The following is a 17749-nucleotide window of genomic DNA, read 5'->3' as shown; positions in this document are numbered from 1 at the left end:
GGCCGGGCCTCAGGCCGGCGCCGGGCGGTGGTGGGTCAGCGGCCTGGGCTCGGTCGCCCGCGGCCTCGGGAACAGCCGTACGTGCTGGCACGCGTGCGCCAACGTGCTCAGCAGCCGGGTCACGTCCGGGAAACGCACGTCCACGTGCAGCACCGCGCCGAGGGCCGCGAGGTCCCCGGCGGGGCACACCCGGCCCGGGTCGACCGGTGGCCGCAACCAGCGCGCGTGCTCCCACGACCGCGGCCACGGTGCCCGCCACGTGGCCGGCCACGGCGACGGCGCGGCCACCGTGTCGCCCTCGCCGTACGCGCGAAGGTCGAGGTCCAGATCGGCCCAGTCCAGCCAGTCCAGCAGCGCGGGCAGGTCGCCCGCGACCCCCGGGGCTACGAAGAACTGGATCCGGCCGGTCCCGGTCGCGGCCACCGGCCCGATCGGGACGCCGAGCCGCTCGGCCCGGTCCAGGGCCCGGACACCGGCCGCGCCGGGCACGTCCAGGACGTCGAACCGCACCCCCGCGGCCAGCCGGACCGGGGCCGACGGGGTGGCCGCCCAGTGGCCCGCGAGCACGCGCGGATCGGTGGTCGCGGCCGCGCTCTCGTGCGCCGGGTCGAGCGATCCCGGACCCGCCGGCCATCCGAGGGCGCGCGCGTACCAGAGGGCCTCGTCCAGCGGGCCGGGTACGACGGGCGCCGAACGGGACGCGAAAACAAGCGTGGCTGCCATAACGTGTTCAACTCCGGGACGACAGCGAGGTTACGAAAGGTGATATGGCAGCCGCAATGAGTGACGCAATGCGAGGGACGGCCGCGCCGGCCCTTCCCCGGCGCCCGCGCGGTTGCCCGTACACCGGTCGTGACCTGCCGGTATACAGCAGGTGTCGTCCGGGGTATGACCCGAACATGGAGGGGACACGGGGAGGCGGAATCCGGGCTCGCGCCGGGTCGGACCGGTGCCGGAAAATACCGCGTTCGCTTCTGGCGTACTCGGAATCGGCCTCAGGACGTGGCCGGCGGGAACACCGACACGCACCATCGGGTTTGACTAGTTGTCCAACGCGGTCCGCAACACGTGGGTCGCACGTCTTCACGGACGAATCGAGCGGTCCTGCGTGCAGGACTAGCATGCGGAAGGACAGGGAGGGGACCGTCCCCGATCTGCACGACCGCTCTGAGGAGCGATAACGATGTTCGAGAGGTTCACCGACCGCGCGCGGCGGGTTGTCGTCCTGGCTCAGGAGGAGGCCCGGATGCTCAACCACAACTACATCGGTACTGAGCACATCCTCCTCGGCCTCATCCACGAGGGTGAGGGCGTCGCTGCGAAGGCCCTGGAGAGCCTCGGCATCTCGCTTGAGGCAGTGCGTCAGCAGGTTGAGGAGATCATCGGCCAGGGCCAGCAGGCTCCGTCCGGTCACATCCCCTTCACGCCCCGTGCGAAGAAGGTCCTCGAGCTGTCGCTTCGCGAGGCGCTCCAGCTCGGCCACAACTACATCGGCACGGAGCACATCCTTCTGGGCCTGATCCGCGAGGGCGAGGGCGTCGCCGCCCAGGTCCTCGTGAAGCTCGGCGCCGACCTCAACCGGGTCCGCCAGCAGGTCATCCAGCTGCTCTCCGGCTACTCGAGCGGCAAGGAATCCGCCGCTCCGGGCGGAAGCGGCCAGGAGGGGACTCCGTCGACGTCCCTCGTGCTCGACCAGTTCGGGCGCAACCTGACCCAGGCGGCGCGCGAGGGCAAGCTCGACCCCGTCATCGGGCGAGAGAAGGAAATCGAGCGGGTCATGCAGGTGCTGTCCCGCCGCACCAAGAACAACCCCGTCCTGATCGGCGAGCCCGGCGTCGGCAAGACCGCCGTCGTCGAGGGCCTGGCCCAGGCGATCGTCAAGGGCGAGGTGCCCGAGACGCTCAAGGACAAGCAGCTCTACACGCTGGACCTCGGCGCGCTGGTGGCGGGTTCCCGCTACCGAGGCGACTTCGAGGAGCGGCTGAAGAAGGTGCTCAAGGAGATCCGCACCCGAGGCGACATCATCCTGTTCATCGACGAGCTGCACACGCTCGTCGGCGCGGGTGCGGCCGAAGGCGCGATCGACGCGGCGAGCATCCTCAAGCCGATGCTGGCGCGAGGTGAGCTGCAGACGATCGGCGCGACCACGCTCGACGAGTACCGCAAGCACCTGGAGAAGGACGCGGCGCTCGAGCGCCGGTTCCAGCCGATCCAGGTCGCGGAACCGTCCCTGCCGCACACGATCGAGATCCTCAAGGGTCTGCGCGACCGCTACGAGGCGCACCACCGCGTGTCGATCACCGACCAGGCCCTGGTGGCCGCGGCGACGCTCGCGGACCGGTACATCTCCGACCGGTTCCTGCCGGACAAGGCGATCGACCTCATCGACGAGGCCGGCTCGCGGATGCGCATCCGGCGCATGACCGCACCGCCGGACCTGCGCGAGTTCGACGAGAAGATCGCCAACGTGCGTCGGGACAAGGAGTCCGCGATCGACGCGCAGGACTTCGAGAAGGCCGCGTCCCTGCGCGACAGCGAGAAGAAGCTGCTCGCCGACAAGGCGAAGCGGGAGAAGGAGTGGAAGGCCGGCGACATGGACGTCGTGGCCGAGGTCGACGAGGAACTGATCGCTGAGGTCCTCTCGACCGCCACCGGAATCCCGGTCTTCAAGCTGACCGAGGAGGAGTCGGCCCGTCTGCTCCGCATGGAGGACGAGCTGCACAAGCGGGTCATCGGCCAGAAGGACGCCATCAAGGCGCTCTCCCAGGCCATTCGGCGCACCCGCGCCGGACTCAAGGACCCGAAGCGTCCCGGTGGTTCGTTCATCTTCGCCGGCCCGTCCGGTGTCGGTAAGACCGAGCTGTCCAAGACGCTCGCCGAGTTCCTCTTCGGCGACGAGGACGCGCTCATCCAGCTCGACATGAGCGAGTTCTCCGAGAAGCACACGGTGTCCCGGCTGTTCGGTTCGCCGCCCGGATATGTGGGTTACGAAGAGGGCGGCCAGCTCACCGAGAAGGTGCGCCGCAAGCCTTTCTCGGTGGTTCTGTTCGACGAGGTCGAGAAGGCCCACCCGGACATCTTCAACTCGCTGCTGCAGATTCTGGAGGACGGTCGCCTGACCGATTCCCAGGGTCGGGTGGTGGACTTCAAGAACACCGTCATCATCATGACGACCAACCTCGGTACGCGGGACATCTCGAAGGGCTTCGGCCTCGGTTTCTCCGGATCGTCCGACGTCAAGACCGGTTACGACCGGATGAAGGCGAAGGTCAACGAAGAGCTGAAGCAGCACTTCCGTCCCGAGTTCCTCAACCGTGTCGACGACACGATCGTCTTCCACCAGCTTTCCGAGGAAGACATCATCCAGATCGTCGACCTGATGATCGCCAAGGTGGACGAGCGGCTGCGCGATCGGGACATGGGCATCGAGCTCCGTCCGGCCGCCAAGGCCCTGCTCGCCAAGCGGGGCTACGACCCGCTGCTGGGTGCCCGTCCGCTCCGGCGGACGATCCAGCGCCAGATCGAGGACAACCTCTCCGAGAAGATCCTCTACGGCGAGCTGCGCTCCGGGTCGATCATCGTGGTCGACACCGAGGGTGAGGGCAAGGACGAGCAGTTCACCTTCGAGGGCATGGAGAAGGCCCCGCTGCCGGATGCGCCGCCCATCGAGGCGACCGGCTCGGGCCCGAACCTGACCAAGGAGTAGTCGGCCGCGGGAGACCGCACACGACGAAGGGGTCGCCCCCGGGAAGTACTTCCCGGGGGCGACCCCTTTTCGCGTGACGCCCGTGGTGGACGACCGTCGTCGGCGACCGGCGTGGTGTCCGGTACGACGACCGGCGCGAGGGATCAGCGCGCGCCGTCGGCCACGTGCTCGTCGACCCTGTCCGCGCTACCCGACCGGGCCGGCGGCGCGGCCGACTCCGCCGGTTCCGCGGCCGACTCGCGCAGGCCCACCCGGTCGTGCAGCCGGCGCAGGGCCCGCGGGGAGTACCACGCGTGCCGACCCAGGAGGCGCATCGCGGCCGGCACCAGCACGCCGCGGACCAGGGTCGCGTCCAGGAGGATCGCCAGCGCCGCGCCGAAGCCGAACAACTGCAGGAAGCTCACGCTGCTGGTCAGGAAGGCCACGAAGGTCACCGCGAGCAGCGCGGCGGCGGTGGTGACGATCCGTCCGGTGCGGCCCAGGCCGTGCCGGACCGCGTCCTCGTCGGATTCGCCGGCGTCGTGCAGTTCCTTGATCCGGCTGGTCACGAACACCTCGTAGTCCATGGACAGGGCGAACGCGATGCAGAACAACAACACCGTCATCGACGTGTCCATGGGCAGCGGTGTGAAGCCCAGCAGGCCGGAGAGATGCCCGTCCTGGAAGACCCACACGGTGATGCCGACCGCGGCCACGATGCTGATTCCGTTCAGGAGCAGCGCGCGCAGCGGTTGCAGGATGCTCCCGGTGAACAGGAACAGCAGGACGAACGTGCTGAGCACGATCAGCCCGAAGGCCAGCGGCAGCCGGTCGCCGATCGAGGTCTTGGTGTCGACCAGGCGCGCGTCCGTGCCGCCGACCAGGGCCTCGGTGCGCTCCGGCGCCGGGATCGAGCGGACGTCGCGGACCAGGTCCTGCGCGGCGTCCGACTTGGCGGGCAGTGTGGTGATCACGGACAGCAGGCGGGCGTTCGGCCGGATCCGGTCGGGGCCCGCGCTGTCCACCCGGGTGACGCCGGGCAGCGCGGCGAGACGCGCGGCGTAGCCGTCCACCGGGGCCTCGGCGCCGGTGCCGAGCAGCACCACGTCCAGCGTGCGGGTGTCGTCGAGGCTGTAGTCCGCACGCAGCGTGTCGCCGACCTGGCGGGCCTCGGTGCTGGTCGGTAGGACCCGCTCGTCGGGCGTGCCGAACTTGACCCCGAGCAGCGGCGACGCGGCGAACAGCAGCACCGCCACCACCGGCAGCGCGGTGAGCGCGGGCCGGCGGGTGACGAAGCCGGCGAGCCGCGACCACATCGGTGCCTCCGCGCCCTGGACCCCCTTGACGCCCTTGATCCGCATCGACTCGACGCGCGGCCCGAGCACGGTCAGCAGGGCCGGCGCGACGATCAGCGCGGCGAGCGCGGAAATGGCCACCACGCCGATGCCCGCGTAGGCGAAGGAGCGCAGGAAGTACTGCGGGAAGACCAGCAGCACGGCGAGCGCGGCGGCCACCGTCGCGGCGGAGAACAGGATCGTGCGACCCGCGGTGCGCAGCGTGCCGACCACCGCGTCGTGCAGGTCGTGGCCGGCGTGCAGCAGTTCGCGGTGTCGGGCCACGATCAGCAGCGCGTAGTCGATCGCCAGCCCCAGGCCCAGGGCGGTGGTGAGGTTGATCGAGAAGATGGAGACGTCGGTGAGGCTGCCGAGGACGTACAGCTCGGCGAAGGTACCCATAATCGCGATGAAGCCGATCACCAGCGGGACCAGGGCGGCGATCAGGCTGCCGAAGGCCAGCACGAGCAGCAGCAGGGTCAGCGGAACCGCGATCGACTCGGCGATCGCCAGGCTCTTGCCGACCTGGCCGTTGACCGCCGGGCCGATCGAGGCGTCGCCGCCTATGCGCACCTTGAGCGGACTGTCCGGGGGCAACTGGGCGCTCTTGGGCAGTTCGCTGACGTCTTCCTCGACCGAATGGGCGACGAGCAGCGCGCCGCGGCCCCCGTCGGCCTTGAGGCCGGGTGCGTTGGTGGTCCAGTACGAGGCCACCTGGTCGAAGCCCGGCGCGGCGGCGAGGGCCGCGGTGAGCCGGCGTCCGGCGTCCGCGACGGCGGGTGTGTCGACGCCGGAGCCGTCCTTGGCGCGTACCTCGACCACCAGGTTGGGTTGGCCGCCGAAGGTGTCCTCGATCTCGTCCTGGGCCCGGGTCGAGGCCGAGTTCGGCGCGTCGAAGCCGCCCGACTGGAGCTTGCCGAAGGCGCCGAAGCCCACCCCGGCCGCGACGAGCAAGAGCAGTCCGCCGACCACGAGCACCATGCGGGCCCGGCGGAATACGAGATCCCCTAGTCGTTCGAGCATGATCATCGACCTTCCATGTGGTCCCCGGGGGACGGAGATGCCAGGGTTGGGCAAAACGATGTTGACGCCGATAACAATGTTGGCATTGATAACTTGGCATTGAATGTGCGCAGTGTCAACATGGGGTTGGATCGAACGGAGAACCATGGCAAGCGAGCAAGCCGCCGGCACCTCGGGTCGTCGCGGATACCACCACGGCGACCTGCGCAACGCGCTGACCGAGGCCGCCGTGGAACGGGCCCGGGCGGGCGGCCCGCAGGCGATCGTGCTGCGTGAGGCGGCGCGGGCCACGGGAGTGTCCTCCACCGCCGCCTACCGGCACTTCGCCAACCACCACGAGCTGGTCGTGGCGGTCAAGGATCGCGGCCTGGCGCTGCTCGCGGCGGCGATGCGGGCCGAGTTGGCGAACGGCGAGCCGTGCCCGGACCCGGGCGACGAGGCGATGCGCCGGCTGCGCGCCGCGGGGCTCGGCTATGTGCGCTTCGCGTTCGCCGAGCCCGGCCTGTTCCGGACCATCTTCTACGGGGCCGGCGAGGGCGAGTCGATGGTCGGTCGTCGGCAGGCGGCCCAGGCCGCGGGCGAGGCCGAGGGGCAGCTGCCCGGCACGCCGGACCAGTCGGAGGAGTCCTACGCGCTGATGTCGCAGGCGCTGGACGAACTGGTCGAACTCGGTCGGCTGCCGGCCGAGCGGCGCGAGTACTCGGACGTGGTGATGTGGTCCGCGGTGCACGGCCTGAGCGTGCTGCTGCTCGACACCGAACTGGCCCATCTCCCGGACGGGATCAAGGCGGACATCGTCCGGCGCGGGCTGGATGTGGCCCTGAACGGCCTCTAGAGGCCCGCTGCGGCATCCCCCATTAGGGCCCGTCCGACGGGCGCCGACGGTCGGGCGCTCGCAGGATCGAAGGCATGAGCGCCGACTTCGCCGACAAGACCGCCATCGTCACCGGTGCCGCCTCGGGCATCGGAGCGGCCATCGCCCGCAGACTGGCCGCCGACGGCGCCGACGTGGTGGTCGCCGACCTCGACGACGTCGGCGCGACCCGCGTGGCCGCCGAGATCGAGGCGGCCGGCGGCAGCGCCCGGGGGATGCGCGTGGACGTGGCCGATCCGGAGTCCTGCGCGCTGCTGGTGCGCGCGGCGGTGGAGGCGTTCGGCGGGCTGCACCTCGCGGTCAACAACGCCGGCATCACCGGTCCGCACGCGCACACCGGCGAATACCCGCCGGACGGCTGGCGCAAGGTGATCGACATCAACCTCAGCGGCGTCTTCTACGGCATGCGCCGGCAGATCCCGGCGATGCTGGAGTCCGGCGGTGGCGCCATCGTCAACATGGCCTCGATCCTGGGCTCGGTCGGCTTCCCGAACGCGGTCGGCTACGTGGCCGCCAAGCACGGCGTACTCGGCCTGACCAAGACCGCCGCGATCGAGTACGCGCAGCGCGGCATCCGGATCAACGCGGTCGGCCCGGGCTTCGTGGAGACCCCGCTGCTCGAGGAGTCCGACGCCGAGGCGCACGCCGCGCTGGCCCGGCTGCACCCGATGGGCCGACTCGGCACGGTCGACGAGGTGGCCGACCCGGTCGCCTTCCTGCTCTCCGATCGGGCCGCGTTCATCACCGGCAGTTACCACCTGGTGGACGGCGGCTACACCGCGCCGTAGCCCGGCCCAGCGGATACCCCCACCCCGTAATCCATTCGGTTGGCGAGCAATAGTCTGACAAGTGACGTCGCCGGCCCGCCGTGCCACCCGAGCACCACCCGTGTCATCACTGGGGGCCGGTACGCCGGAAAGGGAGAAACCCATGAAGGCCGTCCAATACGTCGAGTTCGGCAAGCCGGTCGAGGTGCGGGAGATCCCCGCGCCCGAACCGGGCCCCGGTCAGGTACTGCTCGAGGTCACCGCCGCCGGCGTCTGCCACTCCGACATCTTCGTGATGAGTCAGCCCACCGGAAGCTTCGGTCCCGACGCCCCGCTCACCCTGGGCCACGAGGGCGCCGGCATCGTCGCCGCGCTCGGCGACGGGGTCACCGGCGTCGAACTCGGCGACGCGGTCGTCGTCTACGGACCGTGGGGCTGCGGCACCTGCCGCGCGTGCGCACAGGGCAAGGAGAACTACTGCGCTCGCGCCGCCGAACTGGGCATCCGGCCGCCGGGACTGGGCGCGCCGGGCGCGCTCGCCGACTACGTGCTGATCGACGACGCCCGCCACCTGGTGCCGATCGGCGACCTGGACCCGGTGCAAACCGTCCCGCTCACCGACGCCGGCCTGACGCCGTACCACGCGATCAAGCGCTCGCTGGACAAGCTCTACGCGGGCAGCACCACCGTGGTCCTGGGCGTCGGCGGCCTCGGCCACATCGGCGTGCAACTGCTGCGCGCGCTCTCCGCCACCCGGGTGATCGCGCTGGACGTGAGCGAGGACAAACTGGAGCTGGCCCGGGCGTCCGGCGCACACCTGGCGATCAAGTCCGACGACAAGGCCGCCGACATCGTCCGGGAGGCCACCGACGGCCTCGGCGCACAGCTCGTGCTCGACTTCGCCGGCGTGCAACCCACCGTCGACCTGGCCGCGAAGTGCGCGGCCACGGAGAGCGACCTGACCATCGTCGGCATCGGCGGCGGCACCCTCCCGGTCGGCTTCGGCCTGATCCCGTTCGAGTGCTCGGTCAGCACGCCCTACTGGGGCACGCGGGCCGAGCTGATCGAGCTGATCGACCTGGCCCGGCGGGGCGCGGTGAGCGCGCACGTGGAGAGGTTCCCGCTCGACCAGGCGCCGGACGTGTACGACCGGCTGCACCACGGCCGGATCAACGGCCGCGCGGTGCTCGTCCCGGGCGCCTGACCCGCCCGCCACCGCGCCGGGATGCCTCGGCCGGAATACCTGGCCGGGGTATTCGGTTCTGCCGGGTGTCCGACGCCGTCACGAGCATCGCGAAGGGAGCCACCGTGACGCTGACCCTGGAGAACTACCGAGTAGCCGAGGCACTGGTCGAGTGGCGCGACCCGCTGGGCGCGCTGCGCCTCCTGGAGCCGGTGCTCGAGGAGGAGCGCGACAACGTGGCCGTGCAGCAACTGGCCGGTCGGGCGTACTTCCTCTCGCTGCAACTGCGCCGGGCCGAGGAGACGCTGCGCCGGGTGATCGAGCTGGACCCGTGTGACGCGTGGGCCACGCACGCGCTCGGCCGGACCCTGGAGCGGGCCGGTCGCGGCGCCGAGGCCGCGCCGTTCCTGCGACTCGCCGCGGCGATGAACCCGGAGCCGGAGTACACCGCGGCGGCCGCGAGGTACGCCGACTGACGCCCGACTCAGCCCGACGAGGCGGTGGACCGACGGTCCGCCGCCTCGTTCGTGCCCGGACCGGCGAACGGCCAGGCGGCCCAGGTGAGCGCGAGGAGCAACTGGGCGGCCACGTAGGTGGGCATCACCACCGCGTCCTGACCCGGCACCAGGTCCACGTCGGCGATGCCCAGGGCGATCACCGCGTCCGAGAGCAGGAACAACGCGCCGCCGATCCCGGTCCGCCGGCTCACTCCCGCGGCCCCGACCGCCATCGCGGTGAGCAGCAGGCTGTATCCGAGCACCGGCACCAGCAGGTCGTCCAGACCGCGCCACACCAGCGCCATCATCGCGGCCCACGCGAGCAGGTATCCGACGGCCGTCCGGGCCCGGAACGTGCCGCCCAGGCGCCGGAAGGCGATCAGGTAGCACACGTGCCCGACCGCGAACCCGGCCATGCCGACCATGAAGGTCGCGTCGTGGTCCACGAGCAGCCCGACGTCGCCGACGAACCCGCCCACGAGCGCGCCGATCGCCGGCCCCCGAACGCGCTCGGCGCCGGGCCGGGCGGCCACGCACACGAAGGCGATCAGCACCGGCATCAGCAGCGTCTTGGTGACCCAGCGGGGCCCGTCGACATCGGTCGCGGCGAACACCGTGTCGGCGACGCCGAGCGTCAGGTACGCCGCGACCAGGGCGCGTGCCCTCACGCGGTCGCCCGGGCGACGCTCGCGGGCTCGGCCGCCTCGACCGCGGGCTGCCAGCCGGGACCACGAAACACCCGGCCGAACCGCGTCCGCCAGCCGCGCGCCGCCCGGACGTCACGTGCGATGGCCGCGTACTCGTGGAAGGCCACCCGCAGCGGGTTGTACGTCTCGATGTTCTTGGTGAGCCCGTAGTCCACCGGCTCGCCCTCGGGCTCGAAGCTGCGGAACAGGCGGTCCCACAGGATCAGGATGCCGCCGTAATTGCGGTCCAGGTACTGCCGGTTCGAGCCGTGGTGCACACGGTGGTGCGAGGGCGTGTTGAGGACGAACTCGATCGGCTTCCACAGCTTGTCGATCCGCTCGGTGTGGATCCAGAACTGGTAGAGCAGGTTGATCGAGAAGGAGGTGACCACCATCGTCAACGAGAAACCGAGCAGCAACATCGGCCCGATGAACACGATGTGGTGCGCCCCGGTCCAGGTCTGCCGCAGCGCGGTGGAGAGGTTGTAGTGCCGGCTGGAGTGGTGCACGACATGACTGGCCCACAGCAGCCGGATCTCGTGTCCGGCGCGATGCTCCCAGTAGTAGAAGAAGTCGACGCCGACGATCACCAGCACCCACGCCCACCACGTGTTCCCCACCCGCAGCGGGGTCAGCTCGTGCAGCCCGTCCCAGGCCAGGACGGTCAACAACCCCCACCCGAGCCCGGCCGCGATGCTGCCGAGACCCATGGTCAGGCTCGTCGCGGTGTCCTTCACCGCGTACCCGCGCTCGTCGTCGTCGGGGGCGAAGCGGTACGACACCCATTCCACGACCATGAGCAGGGTGAAGGCCGGAATGGCGAACACCGTGAGGTCCATGCCTCGGACCCTACTGGCGAGTAACGCCCGGTGGAAGAGGTGATTTCCCGCGAATTTCCCGAACCGTGCCCCGAGCGGGGCGAAGCCCCCGGACGCCGCCGGAGAAAGGCACCGGGAGACGATCGGGGGCTTCGCGGAGCCGGCCGGACGGCCCTACATGTTCGTGTTCTTGTTCTTGTCCATGTTCTTGTCCAGCCGTTCGCCCTTGCCGTCGAGGACCTGCACCTTGTCCCCGTCGTGCAACTCGATCCGCTCGCGACGGACCTCCTCGGTCACCCGCTGCTCGCCCTGCACCCTCTTGGAGACGAGCCGGATGCGCTCGACCGGGACGACCTCCTTGCGGACGACCACACGTTCGGCGTGCAGCACGATCTCGTGCGCGTTCTCACGCATGTCCGGCCCGTCCAGCGCGGCACGGCGATTGGAGTTGTCGATCGGTTCGCGAACGATCTCCCACTCCTCGTGCGTCACCGGGACGACCTTGTCCACGCGCTCGGTCTCGATCACCTTGCGCAGCGCCGCGCGCCCGGCCTCGATCGTCTCGACGTGCACGTCCAGCCGCTCCTCGGAGCGGGTCATCGCGTCGTCGGAACCGGCCTTGGCGGACATCGCCGCGCCCCGGGCCGTGCCCGAGTCGGCCGAGGTCGAACGGGTCGTGGTCGAGGAGGACATGCCCGCCTTGGCGGTGTCCGCCTCCATCGCCGGCCGACCGGTCGCGGTGCCGGAGGCCGCGGCCGTGGTCGCGGCGGGCGTACCGATCCGCGTCGGCGGGTCGTTGGTGCGCACCGACGGGTCGTGCTTGCCGGTCAACTCCTCGAAGCCGTTGTCCGAGCCCGCGAGCTGCGACTTGGACATGTCCGGATGCCGGCGCGTCTCGGCCGCGCCGGCGGCACCGGCTGCTCCGCCGGCCGTACCGGCGGTCCCGGTGCCCTCGGTGGTCCCGGTGCGCGTCATGCCGGTCGACGGCGTGACGCTGTAGTGCCGATAGAGGCGAGCCTCCTCCTCCGGCGACAGGTGCTCGTCGGTGCCCAGGCTCGGCGCCTCCTTGACGAGTTCCTTGTCGAAGGGCACACGCAGGTCGTCGCCTTGCATGTCGGCCGGGCCCAGCGGCACGAAGCTCTCGCGGCCGCCGAACATGCCGGTCTTGACGGTGACCCACTCCGGCTCGCCGGTGCGGTCGTCCAGATACACCTGGCCGATGGTCCCGATCTTGCTGCCTTCGGAATCGACGACCTTGCGGCCGATCAGTTCCTGCGGGGTGACGTTCGTCTTCACGAGCCAACGCTCCTGTTCCCGGCGCCGCGACAGGGATGTCGCGACACGGCGGTCGTCGTGTGGGAGCTCCGCTCACCAGCAGACGGCTAATCGGCCGATGCGACAACCGGAGCCGGTCGGGGCGGCGCCCGCCGGGCACCCGTGAAGGGCTGCCAGCAGCGGGAATTCGAGCGGTGATGGATTGTCGGCGAGGACCGTGGATTCACCCGAGTGGGTGAGTGACCGCCCGGGGTCGGCCGGTTACCGGCCGGGCGGACGGGACCGTGGGGTCCCGAGCCCGGGGGCGATCCACCGGGGCGTCGTCCGACAGGATTCGAGCCGTGTGGGAGATCACCGATCACGACGAATTGCTGCGCCGCTGCGATGGTGACGCGATGTGTGTCCGGACCGCGCAGGGGCCGACCGGCGGGCGCCGGCCTGGGCCGACGCGGACGGAGCGGCCGTGGTGGTCGCCGGGGCCGAGCTGTGCCGACACGACCGGCCGGCGGTGCACGGGCCGCCAGAGGCGCTCGTGTGTACGACGGGCTCGGGATGACCTATCGGCCGGTCAAGGCCGCCGGGCGGTCGGGGCGGGCGGGCTGACGCGACGGGTGGGGCGAGTAGGGCCGGTGGGGCGGGTGGGGTGCTCGGCGGGGCATCCGGCGGCGGATGTGTGGTGCGCGTATATCCCGGTCGAGGCCGTCGCGATTTGTAGGCTTTCGGTATGACCATGACGATCCGCCCGGCGACCGCTCGGGATCTGTCCGGGCTGCTGGCGCTGTATGCCGAGTTCCATCCCGACGACGTGCCTCTGCCGATCGAGGACGCCCATCTGATCTGGGCGGACATCGCCACCCAGCGCGGTCGCACGGTGTTGGTCGCCGATCTGGACGGCATGGTGGCGGGCACCGCCGACTGCGCGGTGTTGCCCAACCTCACGCGGAGTGGCCACCCGATCATGTTCGTGGAGAACGTCGTGGTGGCGTCGACCCACCGGCGACGCGGAATCGGCCGCCGACTGCTGGTCGCCGCCGGCACGGTCGCCGCCGACGCTGGTTGCTACAAGGTGCAACTCCTGTCGGCGGACAGCGCCGAGGTGCTCGCGTTCTATCGGGCCTGCGGCTTCGAGGGCGAGTCGGCGCAGGGCTTTCGCCGCTACCTGCGCGGATCCGCCTCCGGGAACGCGCGCTAGATTCGGCCGGTTCATCGGCCGGTGCGCCACGGCCCGCCGGGGGAGCCTTCCGGGGGATCGACCGGTCCGTTGCGCAGCCAGCCGGTGCCTCGGCAGTGCGGGCAGCGGGTGCCGGCCCAGATCGTCGACACCTCGCGGTGTCGGCTGCGGTAGACCCGGCCGGAGGTGTCCAGGCCGGTGCCCTGGCAACCCATGCACTGGATCGCGTCGCCCGCCGTGGGCTCGTCGCGCCCGGAGTCCTCCGTCACCGCGTCCCCCTTCGATCCTCGGTGTGCGCCCGCGACCGAGCCGCATCGCGTTCCGTAGCCGGCGCGTGTACGTCCAGTATTCGCGGGTGGCTCGCCGCGCGCCGGGATTCGGGGCAAAAGGTTCCCGGGCGGGTTCCGGCGGCGGAGGTGGCGATCCGTCCGGCCGGGGGGCCGCCGGGCTCCCGGGCGTCGGTCGACGCCGGCCGGTTCGGGGCGAGGTACGGAAATGCGTTTTCCTGCGGGCTTCGTTACGTTGGAAAAGAATGGATATGGATGTCGAAATGTCGCCGTGCCCACTCGGATGATCGACTCGGTTTTCGATCGCATTGTCGAACGTGGTTCGGGGGCAATTCGGACCGCTAATTTTCCCGATGATATTATCGGGCGGATCGGTGTGCGGGACGACAGGAGTTCGGGGGCAGGACGATGGCCGTAGGAAGCACCTTGGCCGAAAAGAATGAGGCCGAGGGCGCGGCGAATATCGATCCGGAAATGTCGCGAAATAGGCCGTGGCAGCGGCTCGACGCGCGGACCGGATGGGCGATCGCCGTCGTGCTGGTGCCGGCCCTGTTGCTCGGGCTGGCCGGCTTCCGGCGGCGCTGGATCGGCGACGACGGACTGATCTTCGTTCGCGTCTCGCAGCAGATCCTGGACGGGAACGGGCCCAACTTCAACGTGGGCGAGCGCGCCGAGGCGGCGACCTCGACGCTCTGGCCGTGGCTGCTCGCGCTGGTCGGCGGGGTGACCGGGATCGACCTGGTCACCATCGCGGTGTACGGCTCGCTGCTGTGCGCGGTCGGCGGTCTGGCGCTCGCGACCGCGGGAACCCGACGGCTCTACCTCGACCTCCCGGGCGGCGGATGGCCCCTGCCCGCAGGTGCGTTGGCGATCGCCGCGCTGCCGCCGTTCTGGGACTTCGCCACATCCGGCCTGGAGATGGGGCTGATCTTCGTCTGGCTGGGCACGAGTTGGTGTCTGCTGGCCCGACTGGACCGCAACTCCTCGTTCGCGCGCCAGGCGTGCACCTCGTTCGCGCTCGGCATGGGTGTGCTGGTCCGGCCCGACCTCGCGCTGGGCACGATCGTGTTCGCGGTGGCCGCGTGGCTGCTGCTGCGGCCGACCGGCAGGCGGTTGGCCGTGCTCGCGGTGTTCGGCGGTCTGCTGCCGGTGCTCTACCAGATCTTCCGGATGGGCTACTACGGCGTCCTGCTGCCCAACACGGCGATAGCCAAGGAGGGCACCAAGACCGACGTCGGTCGCGGATGGACCTACTTCGAGGACTACGCGAGCCCGTACAACATCTGGGCACCGCTGCTGCTGACCGCGGTCGCGGTCGGGCTGCTGGCCACGATCGGCCGTTCGGTCGGCGACTTCGAGCGCTATCGCATCCGGGTGCTGACCGCGACCGCCCTGGTCGTCGGCACGGTGCTGCTCGGCTACGTGATCGTGGTCGGCGGCGACTTCATGCACGCCCGTCTGTTGCTGCCGGGCACGTTCGCGTTCCTGCTGCCGGTCCTGGTGCTGCCGTTGCAGCGGCTGTACGCGGGTACCGCGGCGGGGCTGGCCGCGTGGTCGCTGGTCTGCGCGGCCTCGATGCGGGTGCCGTACCAGGGCTTCGGGCCGAAGAACATCGAGGACACCCGCTCGTGGTACGTGACCTGGACCGGCGAGGAGAACCCGGTCACCTCGAAGGTCTATCGGGACGCGTTCGTGAAGCGGCTCGAAGGGGTCGGCACGGAGTGGAACAAGGACATCGCGACGCCCGGGGCGCAGTTCGTCTATCTGACCTACTACCACGAGCCCGACAAGTTCTGGATGTTGAACTTCGACTTCCGCTCCGCACCGCTCAAGTACCACGTCCCGATCACCGACTCGGTGGTCTACGGCGCCCTCGGGCAGCCCGCGGTGCTGGTGCCGACGTCGGGTCTGGCGATCGACATCTTCGGTCTGGCGAATCCGCTCGGCGCGCACCTGGACCTCGACTATCGGACCCGGTCCGGGCACGACAAGCTGACCTACATCGAATGGATTCTCGCCGACTTCACCCAGCCGGGTACGCAGCTGGACCTGCGCAATGTCGATCCGGCCAAGGTCGAGGCGGCCCGCCGGGCATTGAACTGCGGCGGTATTCGCGAACTCCAGCAGGCGACCCGCGAACCCATGTCGGTATCGCGGTTCTGGAAGAACCTCACCGGGTCGGTGAAACGGAACTCGATGCGGATTCCGACGAATCCGATCGACGCGGAGAAGAAGTACTGCCGCTGAGCGGCCCGGCGGGCAACCGGTACACGCCCGCCGCCAACGGCTCGACCAAGCCGTCCGCGACCAGCCCGTCCAGTGCCCGCGCGCGTTGGACGGGCTCGTCCCACGCCGCGTCCAACGCGGACTGCGACACCGGTCCGGGGCTATCCCGCAGCACCGCGAGCAACCGCCCGCGGACCTGCCGGTCGGTGCCCGCGTAGGTCTGGCCCCGGCGCGGCGGGCCCTCGTACGCGGGCTTGCCCGCCAGGCGCCACGCGCACAGCGCGGCGACCGGACAGCCCACACACTTGGGCGACTTCGCCGTGCACACCAGCGCACCGAGTTCCATGACCGCCACCGCCCAGGTCGCGGCGGTCTCCGCGGCGGCGGGCAGCAGCGTGGTCGCGGTACGGCGCTCGGCCGGCGTCGTGGCCTGCGGGGGGTACTCGACGCCGTCGATCGCCCGGCCGATCACCCGGCGCACGTTGGTGTCCAGCACGATGTGGCGCTGCCCGAACGCGAACGAGGCGACGGCCGCGGCGGTGTACTCGCCCACCCCGGGCAGCGCGAGCAGGTCCGCGTGGGTGGAGGGGACCTCGCCGTCGTGGCGTTCGACCATCGCGACCGCCGCGCCGTGCAGCCGCAGCGCGCGGCGCGGGTAGCCGAGCCGGCCCCACATCCGCACCGCCTCGCCCGGCTCGTCGGCGGCCAGCGCGGCCGGTGTGGGCCAGCGCCGCAGCCAGGCCTGGTAGACCGGCAACACCCGGACCACGGGGGTCTGTTGCAGCATGAACTCGCTGACCACGACCGCCCACGCGGAAGCGTCGGGGGTTCGCCAGGGCAAATCGCGTCGATGGGCCGAATACCAGTCGAGGATCGGCTCGTGCAGTGCGTGTGACATCTCTCCCCGATCCTCGCACGTTATGGGCGGTCACTCGGGCGAGTGACGGTGGCTTCTGCCCGCAAATGCCGGAATAGGCCTGCGACCAGGGCTTCTTCGGGCACGACACGGCGAGAAATTCCAACGCGTCGGACGGTGTGGCTACACCGGACGGCGTAACGATCTCCCCTAGAGTTTGCGCGTGGACTCGATGCGCCGTCCCGTGGGTCACCTGCCGTCAACCGTGTATTGGCGTCGGCGGGTCGTCGTGCTGCTCGCCCTCGCGCTGTTGATCGCGCTGGTGGCCTGGGCATGCACTGCCGGTGGGGACTCCGACGACAAGAAGAACGCCGCGGACAAGAAGCCGGCCCCGAGCGGCTCGGCCTCGCCCGATCCGAGCGCCATCACGCCGGGGCCCAACCCGACCAATGGCGCCAATCCGCCGATCCCGGGCGGTGGCACCGGTACGCCCGGCGCGGGGACCTCCGGCGCGTCGGCGGGCACGTCCGGCCAGCCCGGCGGGCAACCCGTCCCGAGCGGCGGGCAGTCCGCGGGTACCGCGGGCAACTCCGGCGCGGCGAGTTCCGGCGGGAAGGCCGCGCCGAACGGCGGCACGTGGTGCACGCCGAACATGATCCGGGTGCAGATCCAGCCGGTGGACGCGGGCAAGACGGCCTACAACGCCTCGCAGAACGTGGCGCTCAAGCTGATCGTCACGAATCAGACCGGGCCCACCTGCTACGTCGACCTCGCGCCGAGCCGCGCCTACATCGAGGTGCTCTCCGGCCCCGAGCGGCTGTGGAGTTCGGCCGACTGCGTCGCCGGCGCGGCCACCGACGTGCGGCAGTTGCAGCAGGGCGACGCGCAGGCCGTCTCGATCACTCGCGACTGGTCCTGGACCCGCTCCAACGCCGCGCAGTGCGCGACCAACGGCGGGCAGAGCAAGGCCGCGCCCGCAGACAAGGCCGCCTACCGCGCGAAGGGCACGCTGGCGGGCCTGGAGCCGTCCGGCGAGTTCGTGTTCACCGCGGCGGTGGGCAAGTAGC

The 17749-nt window shown here is 70.6% G+C and carries 15 protein-coding genes; 8 read left to right on the top strand and 7 right to left on the bottom strand.

What is annotated here, in order from left to right; genetic code table 11:
- Positions 1 to 9: 9 nt before the first annotated feature.
- Complete coding sequence (locus ACZ4FV_RS25530; RefSeq protein WP_395866839.1) at positions 10 to 723, bottom strand: SCO3374 family protein; 714 nt, start codon at positions 721 to 723, stop codon at positions 10 to 12.
- 460 nt (positions 724 to 1183) lie between these two features.
- Between ACZ4FV_RS25530 and ACZ4FV_RS25525 the strand changes: the two genes are divergently transcribed.
- The gene (locus tag ACZ4FV_RS25525) at positions 1184 to 3706 is read left to right on the top strand and encodes an ATP-dependent Clp protease ATP-binding subunit (RefSeq protein WP_395866841.1); all 2523 of its coding nucleotides are present in this window, start codon (positions 1184 to 1186) and stop codon (positions 3704 to 3706) included.
- 143 nt (positions 3707 to 3849) lie between these two features.
- On the opposite strand, the gene ACZ4FV_RS25520 is transcribed toward ACZ4FV_RS25525, so the two are convergent.
- Positions 3850 to 6042 carry an MMPL family transporter gene (locus ACZ4FV_RS25520; protein WP_465323293.1) on the bottom strand — a complete coding sequence of 731 codons (2193 nt, stop codon included), beginning with the start codon at positions 6040 to 6042 and terminating at the stop codon, positions 3850 to 3852.
- A gap of 145 nt (positions 6043 to 6187) precedes the next feature.
- Between ACZ4FV_RS25520 and ACZ4FV_RS25515 the strand changes: the two genes are divergently transcribed.
- The 4 genes from ACZ4FV_RS25515 to ACZ4FV_RS25500 all read left to right on the top strand — a co-directional run bounded on the left by ACZ4FV_RS25515 (position 6188) and on the right by ACZ4FV_RS25500 (position 9342).
- Complete coding sequence (locus tag ACZ4FV_RS25515; protein ID WP_465323292.1) at positions 6188 to 6877, top strand: TetR/AcrR family transcriptional regulator; 690 nt, start codon at positions 6188 to 6190, stop codon at positions 6875 to 6877.
- Between the two features lie 74 nt (positions 6878 to 6951).
- A complete protein-coding gene (locus ACZ4FV_RS25510; protein ID WP_402234532.1) occupies positions 6952 to 7704 on the top strand; it encodes an SDR family NAD(P)-dependent oxidoreductase in 753 nt (250 codons plus the stop codon).
- A 142-nt stretch (positions 7705 to 7846) separates the two neighbouring features.
- Complete coding sequence (locus ACZ4FV_RS25505; RefSeq protein ID WP_395866849.1) at positions 7847 to 8887, top strand: NAD(P)-dependent alcohol dehydrogenase; 1041 nt, start codon at positions 7847 to 7849, stop codon at positions 8885 to 8887.
- Between the two features lie 104 nt (positions 8888 to 8991).
- Positions 8992 to 9342 carry a tetratricopeptide repeat protein gene (locus tag ACZ4FV_RS25500; protein WP_395866851.1) on the top strand — a complete coding sequence of 117 codons (351 nt, stop codon included), beginning with the start codon at positions 8992 to 8994 and terminating at the stop codon, positions 9340 to 9342.
- 8 nt (positions 9343 to 9350) lie between these two features.
- On the opposite strand, the gene ACZ4FV_RS25495 is transcribed toward ACZ4FV_RS25500, so the two are convergent.
- The 3 genes from ACZ4FV_RS25495 to ACZ4FV_RS25485 all read right to left on the bottom strand — a co-directional run bounded on the left by ACZ4FV_RS25495 (position 9351) and on the right by ACZ4FV_RS25485 (position 12163).
- Positions 9351 to 10031 (bottom strand): lysoplasmalogenase, encoded by a 681-nt coding sequence (locus tag ACZ4FV_RS25495; protein ID WP_395866853.1) that lies wholly within the window; start codon positions 10029 to 10031, stop codon positions 9351 to 9353.
- Positions 10028 to 10888, bottom strand: a complete 861-nt coding sequence (locus ACZ4FV_RS25490; RefSeq protein ID WP_395866855.1) for a sterol desaturase family protein — start codon at positions 10886 to 10888, stop codon at positions 10028 to 10030. Before ACZ4FV_RS25490 ends, ACZ4FV_RS25495 begins: the two co-directional genes overlap by 4 nt.
- Positions 10889 to 11041: 153 nt before the next feature.
- On the bottom strand, positions 11042 to 12163 hold the full coding sequence (locus ACZ4FV_RS25485; RefSeq protein ID WP_395866856.1) for a DUF2382 domain-containing protein: 1122 nt from the start codon (positions 12161 to 12163) through the stop codon (positions 11042 to 11044).
- A gap of 703 nt (positions 12164 to 12866) precedes the next feature.
- Here ACZ4FV_RS25485 and ACZ4FV_RS25480 point away from each other — a divergent pair.
- Positions 12867 to 13334: a GNAT family N-acetyltransferase gene (locus ACZ4FV_RS25480; RefSeq protein ID WP_402234540.1), complete on the top strand. Its 468-nt coding sequence runs from the start codon at positions 12867 to 12869 to the stop codon at positions 13332 to 13334.
- An 11-nt stretch (positions 13335 to 13345) separates the two neighbouring features.
- On the opposite strand, the gene ACZ4FV_RS25475 is transcribed toward ACZ4FV_RS25480, so the two are convergent.
- The gene (locus ACZ4FV_RS25475; protein WP_395866860.1) at positions 13346 to 13582 is read right to left on the bottom strand and encodes a hypothetical protein; all 237 of its coding nucleotides are present in this window, start codon (positions 13580 to 13582) and stop codon (positions 13346 to 13348) included.
- 444 nt (positions 13583 to 14026) lie between these two features.
- Between ACZ4FV_RS25475 and ACZ4FV_RS25470 the strand changes: the two genes are divergently transcribed.
- Positions 14027 to 15847, top strand: a complete 1821-nt coding sequence (locus ACZ4FV_RS25470) for an arabinofuranosyltransferase AftB family protein (RefSeq protein ID WP_395866862.1) — start codon at positions 14027 to 14029, stop codon at positions 15845 to 15847.
- Here ACZ4FV_RS25470 and ACZ4FV_RS25465 read toward each other — a convergent pair.
- Positions 15771 to 16724, bottom strand: a complete 954-nt coding sequence (locus ACZ4FV_RS25465; protein ID WP_395866864.1) for an A/G-specific adenine glycosylase — start codon at positions 16722 to 16724, stop codon at positions 15771 to 15773. The genes ACZ4FV_RS25470 and ACZ4FV_RS25465 overlap by 77 nt on opposite strands.
- Before the next feature lie 181 nt (positions 16725 to 16905).
- On the opposite strand from ACZ4FV_RS25465, the gene ACZ4FV_RS25460 reads away from it, so the two are divergent.
- The gene (locus ACZ4FV_RS25460; protein ID WP_395866866.1) at positions 16906 to 17748 is read left to right on the top strand and encodes a hypothetical protein; all 843 of its coding nucleotides are present in this window, start codon (positions 16906 to 16908) and stop codon (positions 17746 to 17748) included.
- Position 17749: the final 1 nt, after the last annotated feature.

This window comes from Embleya sp. NPDC025285, assembly GCF_055558835.1.
This window is presented reverse-complemented; position numbering and strand designations above follow the sequence as displayed.